This is a genomic window from Paraburkholderia sp. SECH2 (genome assembly GCF_030464795.1).
Taxonomy (GTDB): Bacteria; Pseudomonadota; Gammaproteobacteria; order Burkholderiales; family Burkholderiaceae; genus Paraburkholderia; species Paraburkholderia aspalathi.
The window spans coordinates 1-15,118 of record NZ_JALPRH010000043.1; the positions used below are offsets into that span (position 1 = coordinate 1).

Below are 15,118 nucleotides of genomic sequence, written 5' to 3' on the forward strand. Positions count from 1 at the left end.
GGCCCAGTTCGCCGTTGTTGATCTGGTTCGTGATGTTGCTCACCGAACCTTCAACATTGGTCACCCGCGAATCGATGTTCGTGATGTCGCCTGCGTTCTTCGCAATATCGCTCGTGTTCTGGGCGATGTCCGATGCGTTCTGCGCGATATCACCCGCGCTCTTCGAAATGTCGCTCGTGTTCTGAGCGATATCCGACGTGTTTTTGGCGATGTCGTTGCTGTTCTGCACAACGTTCTGGTTCGTCGTGTACAGCTGCGAGCCGTTCACCGCATCGCTGCTCGAGTCCGACAGCGCGCCTGCCGCAACGTTCGTCATCGTCGTGCCGGCGTTACCACCGCCCAGCGTGACCTTACCTTTGGTCGCATCGTTATAGGCGATGAACGCGTTGGTGACGTTACCGCTCGCGTCCGTCGTGAGACCCTCGGTCTTCAACTGCCCAATATTCACTGCGTCAGTATTCGCGACACCCGCCGCTACACCCTTCAATTGACGCGCGCCCGCCGTGCCGGTGAAATCCACGGTCGTGCCCGCGGTCGCGGTCGCGATCGTAATCGCATTGCTCGTCGCGTCCTGTTTTATCAGGCCAACCGATGCGTTCAGCGCGGCGACGTTCTGGTTCGTCGTCCACAGCTGTGAGCCGTTCACCGCTTCCGTGCTCGTCGATGAAACCGCGCCTGCCGCCACATTGGTGATCTTTGTGTTGGACATATCGGCGCCGGCCTTGAAGGTCGCCAACCCGGATGTCGTAGTGGCTCCGTTTAGCGCGATTCCGCTAGGACCGTAAAGGGTAACTGTTCCTGAACTCATTGAATTCGTACTGCCCACGGCCAACCATGCCTTACCGGTCGTTTGGCCTGAATTACCCGTATCCTCATTGAGAATAACGCCATTTCCGCCCGAGCAGCCCGCAACGACGGCATTGTTTAAGCCCCAAGCTGAATTATTAAGACTTGAATAGCTAGCCATACTTGATGTCGTTCCGTTGCAGTTGGCTATGACCCCGGCATTGGCCACCGACGCCCCCATCGCCATTGCAAGCCCAGCAGCAGTTGACACAGCAGCCCTAACGCTTCGGCTCTTCTTTCCTTGCCCCTTTGCATTTTCTTGCGTGGCTACCCACGCTCCAGCGCTTTCATTCCATACGCTCTTGTACGACTTGTTCATGATTTCATCCTTCTGAATATCAGTTTCGGGTTTTGATGTCGCGGGAGGTGTCTTACCGAGGTCCTGCGCGCGTCACTGAGTAGTAGAAGGATTAAAAACAGGGTCGTCGCAATTGGCATTTTTTGACCATCCCATCAATCCTTCTGGAATGGAACAACTATATGGCCGGGCAATTCTTAAACTAATCGGACAGTTCTTAAATCTGGATGACGATAGGAATGCTCCTACGAAAAATTGACAAAAATAGGACCACCGAACAGGAAGCCGCCCGCTGCGCAAGGCCGACAGAGAATGGACACACAGAGGGACTCAGCGCAAGCGCACGAGCGATATCACGCTCAGACTAAGAATAACCTGAACGAATCACCTAGTATGGAAACACTTTGACGGGAAGAGATTGACGCGAAAACAGTCAGATTAGATCAACACTTCTTGACGAATGCCAACCACCCAACATTCGATTATTGAATCACATCCCGCGCGATGTTAAACACCACGCAGATGGATAAACAAACCTGAACAATAAAAATAAATAGGAGAATTCCTATTTATTAAAACGGCTTAATAACAACCAACGCGACAGCTGCCAGCATCCCCAACACCGGCAGTTCATTGAACATCCGATACCACTTATCCGAGCGCCGATTCTCACCACGCTCGAACGTCCGCAGCAACACCCCGCAGTACGCGTGATAAATGATCAGCAGCACCACCACACCGACCTTCGCGTGAATCCAGCCCTGTCCGCGTCCGATACCGACCGCGAGCCACAGCCACAGACCGCAAGCGAGTGCCGGCACCGCGATAAACGTCATGAAGCGGAACAGCTTGCGCGCCATCGTCAGAAGGCGCGCCGTGGCGGCGGGTTCCGTCTCCATCGCCAGATTGACGAAGATGCGCGGCAGATAGAACAGGCCGGCAAACCAGGAAGCAATCAGAACGATGTGAAACGTTTTTACCCAAAGCATCAGCGGTCCTTGTACTTCGTGTCAGCGTGGAGATGAGCAGTAGCCGCCGGCGCACTGAACGGAAAGCTCGTGGCCATCCCAGTGATGACGAAAGCGCGCCAAAAGCGAACCGTTATTGCCGGCCTTCGCCGTGCCCCAGCACAATGTATTTCAGCGACGTCAGCCCTTCCAGCCCCACCGGCCCACGCGCATGCAGCTTGTCGTTCGAGATGCCGATCTCCGCACCCAAACCAAATTCGAAGCCATCGGCAAAGCGCGTCGACGCATTGACCATCACGCTCGCCGAGTCGACTTCGCGCAGGAAACTCATCGCGCGGTCATGGTCTTCGGTGACGATCGCGTCGGTATGCTGCGAGCTGTAGGTGTTGATATGGTCGATGGCCGCATCAAGGTCGTCCACCACCTTGATCGCCAGCACCGGAGCGAGATATTCGGTGCGCCAGTCTTCTTCGGTGGCATCGACGAGCGGGCCCACGCCTGCATGCGACAACACCGCGCGCGTTGCCGCGTCCACGCGTAGCTCGACTTCCTTTTCGCGATACAGCTTGCCCAAAGGCGGCAGCACTTCGGCCGCAATGCCACGCGCCACCAGCAGCGTTTCCATCGTGTTGCAGGTACCGTAGCGGTGTGTCTTGGCGTTATCACAGACGGTCAACGCCTTCGCCACATCGGCGCGATCGTCGACATAGACATGGCAGATGCCGTCGAGGTGCTTGATCATCGGCACGCGCGCTTCGTTCATCAGCCGCTCGATCAGGCTCTTGCCACCGCGCGGCACGATTACGTCGACGTATTCGGTCATCGTGATCAGCTTGCCAACCGCGGCGCGGTCCGGCGTTGCCACCACTTGCACCGCATCCTGCGGCAAACCGGCGGCTTCCAACCCTTCACCGATCAGCTTGGCCAACGCCGTGTTGCACTCCAACGCTTCCGAGCCGCCGCGCAGAATCGTCGCATTGCCTGACTTCAGACACAGCGCGGCCGCGTCGATGGTCACGTTCGGGCGCGACTCGTAGATGATGCCGATCACACCGAGCGGCACGCGCATCTGACCGACCTGAATCCCGCTCGGCCGGTACTTCAGATTGCTGATCTCACCAATCGGATCGGCCAGCGCGGCGACCTGCCGCAAGCCTTCGACCATCGTCCCCAGCGCCTTGTCCGACAGCGTCAAACGATCGATGAATGCCGCATCGAGCCCTTTTTCGCGGGCACGCGCGACGTCGCGTGCGTTGGCATCCTTCAGCAACGCGGCATCGCGTTCGATCGCGTGAGCAACGGCCGCGAGCGCGGCGTTCTTTGCCGCCGTCGACGCCCGCGCCATCGCACGCGATGCGTGGCGGGCGCGGCGGCCGAGGTCGGTCATGTACTGGTCGATATCCATGGTGAGTCTCATAGCGCCGCGCACGTCGAGGTGCGGCGGACAAGCAGAATTAGCGAAAGATCAAACGATTGTAAGTCGGGTGGCGGAGCTTTGCTCGCCGCCACAAGCCGTTTCGGCTGGCTAGATCAGGCCAGCCTGCGAGCAGGCGCTGCCCCCGCCGGGCGAGGTCGTGGCGGCGGCACGGGCGCCGCTTTTGCTGGCGAAGCGACTGTCATTGCCAGTTCGAACAAGCCGTCCCACGGGTCGGGCGGCGGATCGTTGCGATGATTGCCTGGCGTGCCGCCAGACAACCCCTTCACCTGCCGATCCAGTCGCGCCGCCAAAGCGAGCGCCTTTTCAAGCGCACCCTCGGTGACGCGCGACAGTGCCGGGCCAATCAACCGTTCGCGCGGACCCCACACGCGGTTCTCACGCACCAGCATGGCAAGCGGCTTGCCCGCCGCGACGCCGCGCTTGATCCGCAACAACGTGCGCACTTCTTCGACCACCGCCCACAGCACCAGCACGGCTGCCTCGCCTTCGCCGCGCAGGCCGTCGAGCATGCGCGACAAGCGGCCGACATCGCCCGCCAGCATCGCCTCGTTCAGCTTGAAAACGTCATAACGGGCGACGTTCAGCACAGCGTCCTGAATCTGTTCGAAGCTCAACGAACCGGCTGGATACAGCAGCCCGAGCTTCTGGATTTCCTGATGCGCGGCGAGCAGGTTGCCCTCCACACGCTCGGCAATGAACGCCAGCGCGCGCCGCCCTTCTTCACCGGCAACGACCCGCTGGCCCTGCGCCGCGAGCCGCTGACCGACCCAATTCGGCAACTGCGCACGTTCGACAGGATCGATCTTCAACGCGACGCCAGCCTCGGACAGCGCGGTGAACCACGCGGACTTTTGCGTGGCCGCATCGAGCCGCGGCAACGTGATCATCGTCAACACGTCGTCGTTCACAGCAGCAGCGAGCGCTTTCAGCGCATCCGCGCCTTCCTTGCCGGGCTTGCCCGACGGAATGCGCAACTCGACCAGTTGACGGTCGCCGAACAGCGACATCGACTGACTCGCGCCCAGCAGCGAACTCCAGTCGAACCCACGCTCGACGGTGAACACCGAGCGATCGGTAAAACCGGCTGCACGCGCCGTCGCCCGAATCCGGTCGCACGCCTCCTGCGCGAGCAGGTGCTCGTCGCCGTACACGACGTACAGTCCGGCGAGTCCCTTCGCGAGATGCGCTTCGAGCGCGTCAAGTCGCAGTTGCATGGCTACCGATCGGCGAGGTTGAACGAGTGAATGAGCAAGCGCAGCTCACTAAACAACGACACAGCACACCGCTCACAGCGGCGGCGGCGGCAACGGCGCGCGCGGCGCAACGCCCGGCACCTGCTCACCCGGCGCCGGATGCAGCGAGCGCACCAGCGACAGACGGCGCGTCAACTGGTCGATTGCGTCGTTTTCCATATCCGCGAACAGAAGGTCGGCTTCCGCAGCCTTGGCCTGCGAGAACTGATCGCTGTAAGTCATCGCGCGGTTCAGCGCGATCGTGCTCGTCGGAATCAGCACCGTGCCGTCCTTGCCGACCAGCGTGTAGTTCATCGAAAGATTCATCGCATATTCTTCGACGACACCGAGCGAGTTCAGCGTGAGCGTACTGATGCCGCGACCTTCGGTGATCTGCAGCGTTGCGTCGGCATTCGCGACCGAAGTGACCACCACCGTGTCGCTGCCGCCCTGCACGATACGCGTAAGCCGCGCGCCGGCCGCTGCCGAACCGCCGGAGATAAAGAGTCGTTTGAATGCGTAGTCCTGCTGGCCGCGCAACTGGAAGCCGCAAGCGGACAACATCAGTACGCTGCACACCAGCGTCAATAACGATCTGCGAGTCACATTGGCTCCTGGTTCGCAGTAGATTCCGCGGCGCGGACAAGCGCCGCCGTGAGCGGCGGCGTCCTGCCTGCTGTCATGTCTCGGGGGGCTGTCAAACGACCACGTTCACGAGACGGCCCGGCACCACGACGATCTTCTTCGGGGCCTTGCCTTCGCTGAACTTTTCGACCGCCTCATGCGCAGCGGCAAGCTGTTCGATCGCTTCACGTGTCGCGTCTTTCGACACCGTGAGCGCACCGCGCACCTTGCCATTCACCTGCAGCACGAGTTCGATTTCGGCCTGTTCGAGCGCCTGTTCGTCGACCTTCGGCCATGCTGCGTCGAGCAGCGAGCCGAATTCGTCGGCATAACCGAGTTCCTGCCACAACTGGAACGTCTGATGCGGCACGACCGGGTACAGCACGCGCAGCATCACGCTGTACGTCTCGCGCAGCACTGCCGGTTGCGCGCCCTTCGCGCTGTCGAGCGCGTTAAGCATCTTCATCGCCGCCGACACCACCGTGTTGTACTGCAAACGCTGATAGTCGAAGTCGGCCTGCTTCAGCACGCTGTAGATCTCGCGGCGCAACACCTTGTCGACTTCGCCGAGTTGCGCGGCGTCGAACTTGCCGCCGGCGCGCAATGCTGCTTCGTTCGCGTGACCAAAGCTCCACACGCGACGCAGGAAGCGGCTCGCGCCTTCCACGCCCGAACCGGACCATTCGAGCTGCTGCTCGGGCGGTGCGGCGAACATCACGAACAGACGTGCGGTGTCCGCACCATGCTGATCGATCAGCAATTGCGGATCGACGCCGTTGTTCTTCGACTTCGACATCTTCTCGACGCCGCCGAGCACTACCGGCTGGTTATCCTCGTTCAACACGGCGCCGACCGGGCGGCCCTTGTCGTCGAACGAGACGGTGACGTCAGCCGGGTTGTACCAGGTCTTCTTACCCGCTTCGTTTTCGCGGTAGTACGTTTCGTTGAGCACCATGCCCTGCGTCAGCAGGTTCTTGGCCGGCTCGCCGAACTCGATCAGGCCCATGTCGCGCATCACCTTCGCCCAGAAGCGCGAGTACAAAAGGTGCAGAATCGCGTGCTCGATACCGCCGATGTACTGATCCATCGGCGCCCAGTAATCGGTGCGCTCGTCGACCATGGTCTTCGCGTCCGGCGCCGCGTAGCGGTAGAAGTACCAGGACGAATCGACGAAGGTGTCCATCGTGTCGGTTTCGCGCTTGGCCGCGCCGCCGCAGGTCGGGCAGGTGCAGTTCACAAACGCTTCGGACTTCGCGAGCGGATTGCCCGTGCCGTCCGGCACGAGGTCTTCCGGCAGCACTACCGGCAAATCTTTTTCCGGCACCGGCACGTCGCCGCAGGTCGGGCAGTGGATGATCGGAATCGGCGTGCCCCAGTAACGCTGGCGCGACACGCCCCAGTCACGCAGACGCCACGTGATCTGCTTGTCGCCAAGGCCGAGTTCTTTCAGATCGGCGGCGATCGCGTCAACCGCTTCCTTGTAGTTGAGCCCGTCGTACTTGCCGCTGTTGATGCAGACGCCGCCGTCCTTCTCGCCATACCATTCCTGCCAGGCGTCAGTCGAATATTCCTTGCCTTCAATGGCGACCACCTGCTTGATCGGCAGGTCGTATTTCTTCGCGAACGCGAAGTCGCGTTCGTCGTGCGAAGGCACGCCCATCACCGCGCCTTCGCCGTAGCTCATCAGCACGTAGTTGCCGATCCACACTTCGACCTGTTCCTGCGTCAGCGGATGCGTGACGTAGAAGCCGGTGGCCATGCCCTTCTTTTCCATCGTCGCCATGTCGGCTTCAGCGACGCCGCCGCGCTTGCATTCCTCGATGAAGGCCTGCAGTTCCGGCTTGTCTTGCGCGAGACGCGTGGCGAGCGGATGCTCGGCGGCGACCGCGCAGAAGGTCACGCCCATGATCGTGTCGGCACGCGTGGTGAACACGCGCAGCAGCTTCTGTTCGCCGTCGATTTCATACGGGAAACCGAAGTTCACGCCGAAGCTCTTGCCGATCCAGTTCTGCTGCATGATCTTGACGCGCTCGGGCCAGCCGAGGCCTTCGAGGTCGTTCAGCAGCTCATCCGCGAACTGCGTGATGCGCATGTAGTACATCGGGATTTCGCGCTTTTCGATCAGCGCGCCCGAACGCCAGCCGCGGCCGTCGATCACCTGCTCGTTGGCGAGCACGGTCTGATCGACCGGGTCCCAGTTCACGGTGCCGGTTTTCTTGTACGCGATGCCCTTTTCGAGCATCTTCAGGAACAGCCACTGGTTCCACTTGTAGTAATCGGGGCTGCAGGTGGCAACTTCGCGCGACCAGTCGATCGCGAGGCCCATCGACTGCATCTGCTTCTTCATGTAAGCGATGTTGTCGTAGGTCCACTTCGCCGGCGGCACGTTGTTGGCCATCGCAGCGTTTTCCGCCGGCATGCCGAACGCGTCCCAACCCATCGGCATCAGCACGTTGTAGCCATTCATCCGCAGATAGCGGTACATCACGTCGTTGATCGTGTAGTTCCGCACGTGGCCCATGTGCAGCTTGCCCGACGGGTACGGCAACATCGAGACGCAATAGAACTTGGGTTTGTCGGTGGTTTCCGACGTCTTATACGCGTCGATGGCGCGCCATTGCCCTTGCGCGGCGGCTTCGACGTCGGAGGGAACGTATTTTTCGTGCATGGTGTGATGGAATCGCTGGGTTCGGTGCTTTCGCACCGGGCCTGGTGCTCTGCTGGATGAAATGGCATCGTTTCCCCTTCTGCAGGGGAAAGGGCTGATTATACCGTTCGCGGACGGGTGCGCCGCGTGGCATGGCGCGCGGGTTCGACGGGGTTGCGCCTCAGCGCGTGCGGTGCCGCTAGCGCCGCTACGGCGCCGCGCCCGGCGGCGGCGGGTCCGTCACGAAACCGATCCGCTCGAGCCCGGCCTGCTGCGCCGCGCCCATCACCTGCGCGATCACTTCGTAGCGCGTCGAGCGCTCGGCGCTCAGATGGATTTCCGGCTGATCGGCCTGCGCGGCTTTGCCCGCTGCTATGAATTGCGCGCGCATCTGCTGCAGCGTAATGACGGTGCCGTTCCAGTACAGCTTGCCGGCGGCGTCGATTGACAGAGAAATGGTTTGCGGCGTTTGCCGCGCTGGTGCGGCCGCGACTTTGGGCAAATCGAGCCGGATCGCGTGCGTGAATAAAGGCGCGGTAATGATAAAAATCACCAGCAGCACGAGCATCACGTCGATCAACGGTGTCATGTTGATCTCGGCCATCGGCGCGGCCGCCTGCTTTTTCTCGAGTCCGCCGAATGCCATGTCGCCTCCTTGAGTCTTCCAGTCGCGGCGGTGCGCCTAGTGCGTCCCGGCGTGGGCTTGCTGAGGCTGCGGGTGGGGCCGGGGCTGATCCGCCGGCGCGCACACATAGGCGTGAAGATCGTGCGCGAAGCCGTCGAGTTCCTCCGACAACTGCCGCACCATCCGCCCGAGCACGTTATAGGCGAGCACCGCCGGGATCGCCACCACGAGGCCGAAAGCCGTCATGATCAGCGCCTCGCCGACCGGTCCGGCGACATTTTCGATCTGCGCCTGACCGCTCGCCGCGATGCTGCCGAGCGCGTGATAGATGCCCCAAACCGTGCCAAGCAGGCCGACGAACGGCGCCGTGCTGCCCACCGAGGCCAGCAGCACCTGGCCGAACTCGAGCCGCCGCTGCGACGCGTTGAGGGCCTGACGCAGCGCTCTCAACACCCGCTCGCCACGTTCGACGCGGGCAAGCAGCACGCCAGGAATGTCCACTTCGGCGGCATGCAGCGCGGCCTCGGCGAGCGGCGTGAAGACGCGTTCACGGTCCGCACGCCTCATTGCGGCGACGCCGTCCGATAGCGTCGACGCCTGCCAGAACTGCGCAATCGCCGGCGTGGCCTGACGTTTGGCGCGGGTGAGTATCCAGCTTTTGACGATCAGAAAGCACCAGCTCGCAATCGACATAGCCAGCAACACGTACGCGACGCCATGCGTGATCGCGTCGCTGGTTTCCAGGTAATGGATGATGCCGCTGCTGCCTGCCATCTGACCTCGCTGTCGAAAAGTGACTACAGGGGGCGTAACGGGACCCTGCACGGGCCCCGTGGATGCTCAGCGCAGGCCGAGCACGTCCTGCATGTCGAAGAAGCCGTTCTCGTGGCCTCCGAGGAAGCGTACAGCACGAAGCGCGCCTTGCGCATATGACAGCCGGCTCGCCGATTTGTGCGTGATTTCGATGCGCTCGCCGATGCCGGCAAACAGCACCGTATGGTCGCCGACGATATCACCACCGCGAATTGCCGAAAAACCGATCGTGGACGGATCGCGTTCGCCGGTCACACCTTCGCGGCTGTAGACCGCGCAGTCGTCGAGATTGCGGCCGAGCGCGTGGGCGATCACTTCGCCCATAGTCAGCGCCGTGCCGGACGGCGCGTCGACCTTGTGGCGGTGATGCGCCTCGATGATTTCGATGTCGTAGCCGGTCGCGAAATGCTTCGCGGCGTATTCGAGCAGCTTTAGTGTGACGTTGACGCCCACGCTCATGTTCGACGAGAACATGATGGCGATCTTGTCTGCCGCGGCGCGCAGTTGCGCTTTCTGTTCGTTGTCGAAACCGGTCGTGCCGATCACCATTTTGACGTTGTGGCGCTGCGCGGCTTCCAGATGCATCAGCGTGCCTTCGGGGCGCGTGAAGTCGATCAGGTAGTCGGATTCCGCGAACACGCGCTCGACGTCGTCCGTCAGCAACACGCCAGTCTGTTTGCCGAGAAACGCACCGGCGTCCTGACCGAGTTGCGGGGAGCCCGCACGGTCGAGCGCGCCGGACAGCGTGGCGTCAGAATCATTGAGGACGGTTTCGATGAGCATCCGGCCCATACGGCCCGATGCGCCAGCAATGGCAATTTTCATGGCTACGAGGGTTCGAAAGGGGTAAAACGCGGCAAAACCCGCCAAACGCGGCGGCCGGCAGCACGCCAGGGCGCCGCACATAAAAGGTACAGCAGAACGACTGACGGGCGTTGCGCACGGTACATTCCGACGCAGCGCCCGTCTTAACCGTCCAAAGAGAAGGACAGCGTGCTTAGCCGCCCGTTCCCGAAGATGCGGACGAAGCGGGAGAAGCTGTCAGCGGTGCGTTCAACGTCGGGCCGCCGTTATTGCTTTGCGGGCCCGTCGGTCCCACCGGATTGTCCTGCGTACCCGGAACCTGCGGCGGCGGCGGACGATGGAACTGGAACTGCGGCTGCCCGGCGGCCGTTGGGCCTTGCGACGGAATACCACCACCATTGGCGGTCGGCGCGGTAGAGCGTACCGACGACTGCGTATTGCCAGTCGGCGACTGCACTGCATTGGTCAGGCGATTGGCGGCTTGCGCGGCTTCGGCGTTGGCGTCCGTGGACGGCACGACCACAGCGGCGGCGCCATCGACAGACGGCGAGCGCGTGGTGTCCACAGCAGCCGGCGCAGTAGCCACCGGCGCGCTGGCGCCAGTCGCAGCGCTTGCCACGTTCGGCACCGCGGCCTTTTTCTTACCGAGCTTGTCGCCGTCGATTTCCGCCAGCAACTCGAGGTTGGAAGGCAGATCTTCGCCGCCCGTCCAGCTGGCGACGCGGTCGCCCGCGAACAGGATCACGAAGTCGCGCTGCTGCACGACGTTAGTCGAGCCGCGCTTGAAATAGAACACGTAGTCCCAGCGGTCCGCGTGGAACATGTCGGTCAACAGCGGCGTGCCGAGCAACTGCTTCACCTGCGCGCGCGACATGCCGACCTGCATCTGCGCAGCCGCTTCTTTCGAGACGAAATTGCCTTGCACCACCGTAATACGGTACGGGGTAATGCTTTGGGCAACGCGCTGCGTCAAGCTGTCGTAGGTGGAACATCCGGCAAGAACCGCGACAGTCGCAACAGCGATCAAGGTACCCCGCATGCGGCTCCCCCGGTAGATCAATTGAGATTTTGAAATCATTTCACTCACCGTGCGGGCCCGCTGACGAGCCGCGCGAGTTTCATTCCATCGAAGATGACCAGAACGGCAAAAACACATTACTATGAGAGCCCAGCATTGTACTCTAGGGATCCCTTGTCATGACCAATCCAACCGATCTCAAGAATATCGGGCTCAAGGCGACCCTTCCGCGCCTCAAAATCCTTGAGATTTTCCAGCATAGCCCAGTGCGCCATCTGACTGCAGAAGACGTGTACCGCAATCTGCTGCACGAAGAGCTCGATATCGGTCTCGCAACCGTGTATCGGGTGCTGACGCAGTTCGAGCAGGCAGGCCTGCTGTCGCGCAGCAATTTCGAATCGGGCAAAGCCGTGTTCGAGCTGAACGAAGGGTCGCATCACGACCACCTCGTTTGCCTCGATTGCGGGCTCGTCGAAGAGTTTTTCGACTCCGAGATCGAAAGCCGCCAGCAATCCATCGCGAAGGAACGCGGCTTCAAGCTGCAGGAACACGCGCTGGCGCTGTACGGCGCGTGTACCAAGGAGAATTGCCCGCATCGCAAGCATTGAGGTTGAATGCTTGAGATGCCGGCCGCGCCGGGGGTGCGCGGTTCGGTGGGCAACAGAAAAACCCGGTCGACGAAAAATCGACCGGGTTTTTTTACGTGTGCGGCGCTGCGATTCCAGCCTACTCCGTCAGCTCGACGCTCGCTTCGAACAGCAGTCGCCACGGCTCTGCCAACGACAATTCATCGCAGTTGGGCTGCTCGCCGCCACGATCCACCACCACGAAATCGCTCACCTGATCGAGCGCCAGCAGCGGATGGTGCCAAACACCTTTCGCATAATTTACGCCCTGCCAGCCGTTGCTCCAGAACGCCCGCATCCGCGCCGGATCGAGCTCGCCCGCCGGCGCGACGACCACCAGATAGCGCCGTGCCGTTAAGGGAATGAAAGCCTGACTGCCCAGCGGATGCCGCTCCATCATCGTAATTTCGATCGGCAGCGCGCGCGGCTGCGCCCGAAACAGGTTGATCAGCGGCCGCCCGCCGTGCTCCGTCACATCGACGTTTGCGAGGTCGTGATAGCGCTCGGTCGTGCCGCCGTTGATCGGGAAATGGCGCGCGCCATCCAGTTCGATGACGTCGCCGAACGGCGCAAAGGCCGCGCGCGTCAGGCGTTCCACATGCAAGGTTTTCATCGACGCAACTCCGTTAGGCGATCTCGCCCCACAAGCGCAGGCGCGATACGCCGCCGTCCGGAAAGATATTGAAACGAACATGCGTCACCGGGCCGAGCGAGGCGATGTCGTCCGCGAACGTGTGCACGTGGTCCATCTGCAGTTTCTGTTCGCCGAGCAACACCGGCCAGAACATCGCCTGCGTGACCAGCGAATCGTCCGTGCCGCCCGCGACCGAAGCCGCCTGCAGCGAACAGCGATCAGGGTAATTGCCCTTGAAGTGCGCCGTATCGACTTCGATCTTACGAATCACACCGGGGCGTGCGAGCGCGACGATCACCCAGTCGTTGCCCGGTTCGCGACGGCGTCGCGTTTCCCAGCCGTCGCCCATGTTGACGCCGCGGCCCGGCATCAACATCTGCGAGGCCGGCCCGAAATGCTGGTTGTTGGCGGCGACCAGGTACGCGCCGTTTTCGATCGCGGCGAGATCCAGCAGCGTGCCGCGCTCGACACGCTCCCAGTCGCGCTTCGGCTGCCCATATACGCGCAAACGCGCGAGACCGCCGTCCGGATAGAGATTCACGCGGAGATGGGTGAAGGCGCGGGCGTCGTCCACTTCGACGTAGTGGTGATGGTTGCCCTGCAGCGTGGTGGCCGGCACGAGCGTTTGCCAGTCGGCGTTGTCGGGCGGAACGTCGCCGTCCACGTAGCATGCATCGATCGACGCGGCCGGCGGGAAGTTGCCGGTGAAGTGGCTCGTGTCCAGATCGACGCCGTACACGACGCCCGGCCGCGCAAGCCGGATCACGCAATAGTCGTGGCCGGTGGTGCGCTTACGGCGCGTTTCCCAGCCGTCCATCCATTTGCCGTGGTCGTCGTACTTGCCGGGGATGAACACTGCCGGTTGCGGCTCGAGCATGCGTTCTTTCGGGGCGAAGAATTCGTCGCTCGCGTGCAGCGCCTGCGCGCCCAGACGCGGGTCGGCGAGGTTCATGTAGCGACGGGTGAAAGCGGGGGCGTTGGGGTCGAGGATCGGATTAGCCATAGTCTCAGTCAGGCAACGAAAAGTAAGGGAAGCCGGCAGAGTCAGCGCATCCGCCGGGGTAGAACGCGCGCTGCGTTGGCGCGCTGATGAATAGCGATAAATCAGGCCAAAGGGCGGCGTAATCCCACTCGGTCAGACGGCCGGTACATGTTCGCCGGCGGCCGGCTCGACGGCTGAGTCTTCGCCCGCAGGCACATAGCGCAGCGCTGCGTCGCGGTTTAACACGCGATGGGCGCGCGCCCGGTCGATATCGTTTTCCCACACGGCGACTATCACCGTCGCGACGCAATTGCCGATCAGGTTGGTCAACGCGCGGGCAATGCCGACGAACCAGTCGACCGGCAAAATCAGCACGAGGCCGAGGACGGGGATCGCCGGAATTGCGGACAGCGTCGCGGCCAGAATCACGATGGCCGAGCCGGGAATGCCGTGCGCGCCCTTCGACGTCACCAGCGACACCAGCACCACCACGATCAGGTCATGGATCGACAACGGCGTGTTGGTAGCCTGCGCGATGAAAATCACCGCAAGCGTCAGATAGATGGAGAAGCCGTCCAGATTGAAGGAGTAACCGGTCGGAATGACTAGCCCGACGGTCGAATCCTTGACGCCCATCCATTCGAGCTTGCGCATGATCTGCGGCAGCACGGCATCTGAAGAGGCGGTACCCAGCACGATCGAAAGCTCCTCGCGCAGATAGCGGATCAGCTTGAAGATGCTGAAGCCGGCCAGACGCATCACCACGCCCAGCACGACCGCGACGAACACGAAGCAGCTCGCGTAGAACACCAGCACCAGCATGCCGAGTTGCTTGAGCGACTCCACGCCATAGGTGCCGGTCGTGAAGGCAATAGCGCCGAGCACGCCGAGCGGCGCGAGCTTGATGATGAAGCCCATCACGCGGAAGAACACCTGCGAAAGCTCGTCGATCAGGCTGCTGACGCGCTGCGCCTTATTGCCCAGCAACGACAGCGCCGAGCCGAACAGCACCGAAAACACGAGGATTTGCAGGATATCGCCGGTCGCGAACGCATTGATCGCCGTGTCGGGGATGATCTTCAGCAGGAAGCCGGCCGTGTCCTTGAGGCTTTTCGCGTGCTCGGTATAGGTCGACAGCGAAGCGGGATCAAGCGAATGCAGATCGATGTTCATGCCGACGCCAGGCCGTGTCGCGTAGGCCAGCACCGCGCCGATCACGAGCGCAATCGTCGTCATGACCTCGAAGTAGATCACCGCTTTCAGGCCGACGCGGCCAACTTTGCGCAGATCGCCGGCATGCGCCATGCCGCTCACCACCACGCAGAAGACGATCGGGCCGATCACCATCTTGATCAGCTTGAGAAAGCCGTCGCCAAGCGGGCGCAGCGTTTGGGCGAAATGCGGGAACACGGCGCCGATCACAATGCCCGCCACCAGCGCTATGACGACCCGGCCAAACAGTGAATTGAAGAACTTCAACACGGCTTCCTCCTGATTAGGATTCACATCTGTTCAGACTGGTCCGACCAGTGCTGTTATGGCGAATAGTAGGAAGCCGATATA

13 protein-coding genes and 2 pseudogenes are annotated in these 15,118 nt (G+C 61.8%); 1 reads left to right on the plus strand and 14 read right to left on the minus strand.

Annotated elements, in window-relative coordinates:
- The 11 genes and pseudogenes from M0D66_RS36320 to M0D66_RS36365 all read right to left on the minus strand — a co-directional run.
- Positions 1-709 (minus strand): annotated as a pseudogene (locus M0D66_RS36320) (hypothetical protein); the annotation flags it as partial.
- A 321-nt stretch (positions 710-1,030) separates the two neighbouring features.
- Positions 1,031-1,165: pseudogene (locus M0D66_RS38015) on the minus strand (ESPR domain-containing protein); the annotation flags it as partial.
- A 551-nt stretch (positions 1,166-1,716) separates the two neighbouring features.
- Positions 1,717-2,133 carry a CopD family protein gene (locus M0D66_RS36325; protein ID WP_054034510.1) on the minus strand — a complete coding sequence of 139 codons (417 nt, stop codon included), beginning with the start codon at positions 2,131-2,133 and terminating at the stop codon, positions 1,717-1,719.
- Positions 2,134-2,245: 112 nt separating this feature from the next.
- The gene (locus M0D66_RS36330) at positions 2,246-3,517 is read right to left on the minus strand and encodes a glutamate-5-semialdehyde dehydrogenase (protein ID WP_211706816.1); all 1,272 of its coding nucleotides are present in this window, start codon (positions 3,515-3,517) and stop codon (positions 2,246-2,248) included.
- A 125-nt stretch (positions 3,518-3,642) separates the two neighbouring features.
- Entirely contained in the window at positions 3,643-4,764 is a 1,122-nt protein-coding gene (holA, locus tag M0D66_RS36335) for a DNA polymerase III subunit delta (protein WP_266212779.1), read from the minus strand.
- A 72-nt stretch (positions 4,765-4,836) separates the two neighbouring features.
- The gene (gene lptE, locus M0D66_RS36340; RefSeq protein ID WP_093635450.1) at positions 4,837-5,388 is read right to left on the minus strand and encodes an LPS assembly lipoprotein LptE; all 552 of its coding nucleotides are present in this window, start codon (positions 5,386-5,388) and stop codon (positions 4,837-4,839) included.
- Positions 5,389-5,479: 91 nt separating this feature from the next.
- Entirely contained in the window at positions 5,480-8,074 is a 2,595-nt protein-coding gene (gene leuS / locus M0D66_RS36345; RefSeq protein ID WP_266212781.1) for a leucine--tRNA ligase, read from the minus strand.
- Between the two features lie 187 nt (positions 8,075-8,261).
- Positions 8,262-8,699: a biopolymer transporter ExbD gene (locus M0D66_RS36350; protein WP_211706814.1), complete on the minus strand. Its 438-nt coding sequence runs from the start codon at positions 8,697-8,699 to the stop codon at positions 8,262-8,264.
- 36 nt (positions 8,700-8,735) lie between these two features.
- A complete protein-coding gene (locus M0D66_RS36355) occupies positions 8,736-9,452 on the minus strand; it encodes a MotA/TolQ/ExbB proton channel family protein (protein ID WP_093635444.1) in 717 nt (238 codons plus the stop codon).
- A 66-nt stretch (positions 9,453-9,518) separates the two neighbouring features.
- The gene (gene dapB, locus M0D66_RS36360; RefSeq protein ID WP_266212782.1) at positions 9,519-10,316 is read right to left on the minus strand and encodes a 4-hydroxy-tetrahydrodipicolinate reductase; all 798 of its coding nucleotides are present in this window, start codon (positions 10,314-10,316) and stop codon (positions 9,519-9,521) included.
- Positions 10,317-10,488: 172 nt separating this feature from the next.
- A complete protein-coding gene (locus M0D66_RS36365) occupies positions 10,489-11,334 on the minus strand; it encodes an outer membrane protein assembly factor BamE (protein ID WP_093635440.1) in 846 nt (281 codons plus the stop codon).
- 158 nt (positions 11,335-11,492) lie between these two features.
- On the opposite strand from M0D66_RS36365, the gene fur reads away from it, so the two are divergent.
- Positions 11,493-11,921: a ferric iron uptake transcriptional regulator gene (gene fur, locus M0D66_RS36370; RefSeq protein ID WP_012434340.1), complete on the plus strand. Its 429-nt coding sequence runs from the start codon at positions 11,493-11,495 to the stop codon at positions 11,919-11,921.
- A gap of 118 nt (positions 11,922-12,039) precedes the next feature.
- Here the strand turns inward: fur and M0D66_RS36375 are convergent, their stop codons facing one another.
- From M0D66_RS36375 to M0D66_RS36385, 3 genes are all read right to left on the minus strand, one after another.
- Positions 12,040-12,552, minus strand: coding sequence for an ureidoglycolate lyase (locus tag M0D66_RS36375; RefSeq protein WP_093635437.1), 513 nt, complete (start codon positions 12,550-12,552; stop codon positions 12,040-12,042).
- 13 nt (positions 12,553-12,565) lie between these two features.
- Entirely contained in the window at positions 12,566-13,576 is a 1,011-nt protein-coding gene (gene alc / locus M0D66_RS36380) for an allantoicase (protein ID WP_093635435.1), read from the minus strand.
- 132 nt (positions 13,577-13,708) lie between these two features.
- Positions 13,709-15,037: a C4-dicarboxylate transporter DctA gene (locus M0D66_RS36385; RefSeq protein WP_266212785.1), complete on the minus strand. Its 1,329-nt coding sequence runs from the start codon at positions 15,035-15,037 to the stop codon at positions 13,709-13,711.
- Between the last annotated feature and the right edge of the window lie 81 nt (positions 15,038-15,118).

Coding starts and splice junctions, on each gene's coding strand:
- alc (WP_093635435.1), bottom strand. CDS start 13,576: ATGGCTAATCCGATCCTCGACCCCAACGCCCCCGCTTTCACCCGTCGC.
- dapB (WP_266212782.1), bottom strand. CDS start 10,316: ATGAAAATTGCCATTGCTGGCGCATCGGGCCGTATGGGCCGGATGCTC.
- M0D66_RS36350 (WP_211706814.1), bottom strand. CDS start 8,699: ATGGCATTCGGCGGACTCGAGAAAAAGCAGGCGGCCGCGCCGATGGCC.
- M0D66_RS36355 (WP_093635444.1), bottom strand. CDS start 9,452: ATGGCAGGCAGCAGCGGCATCATCCATTACCTGGAAACCAGCGACGCG.
- holA (WP_266212779.1), bottom strand. CDS start 4,764: ATGCAACTGCGACTTGACGCGCTCGAAGCGCATCTCGCGAAGGGACTC.
- M0D66_RS36330 (WP_211706816.1), bottom strand. CDS start 3,517: ATGGATATCGACCAGTACATGACCGACCTCGGCCGCCGCGCCCGCCAC.
- M0D66_RS36325 (WP_054034510.1), bottom strand. CDS start 2,133: ATGCTTTGGGTAAAAACGTTTCACATCGTTCTGATTGCTTCCTGGTTT.
- leuS (WP_266212781.1), bottom strand. CDS start 8,074: ATGCACGAAAAATACGTTCCCTCCGACGTCGAAGCCGCCGCGCAAGGG.
- M0D66_RS36365 (WP_093635440.1), bottom strand. CDS start 11,334: ATGCGGGGTACCTTGATCGCTGTTGCGACTGTCGCGGTTCTTGCCGGA.
- fur (WP_012434340.1), top strand. CDS start 11,493: ATGACCAATCCAACCGATCTCAAGAATATCGGGCTCAAGGCGACCCTT.
- M0D66_RS36375 (WP_093635437.1), bottom strand. CDS start 12,552: ATGAAAACCTTGCATGTGGAACGCCTGACGCGCGCGGCCTTTGCGCCG.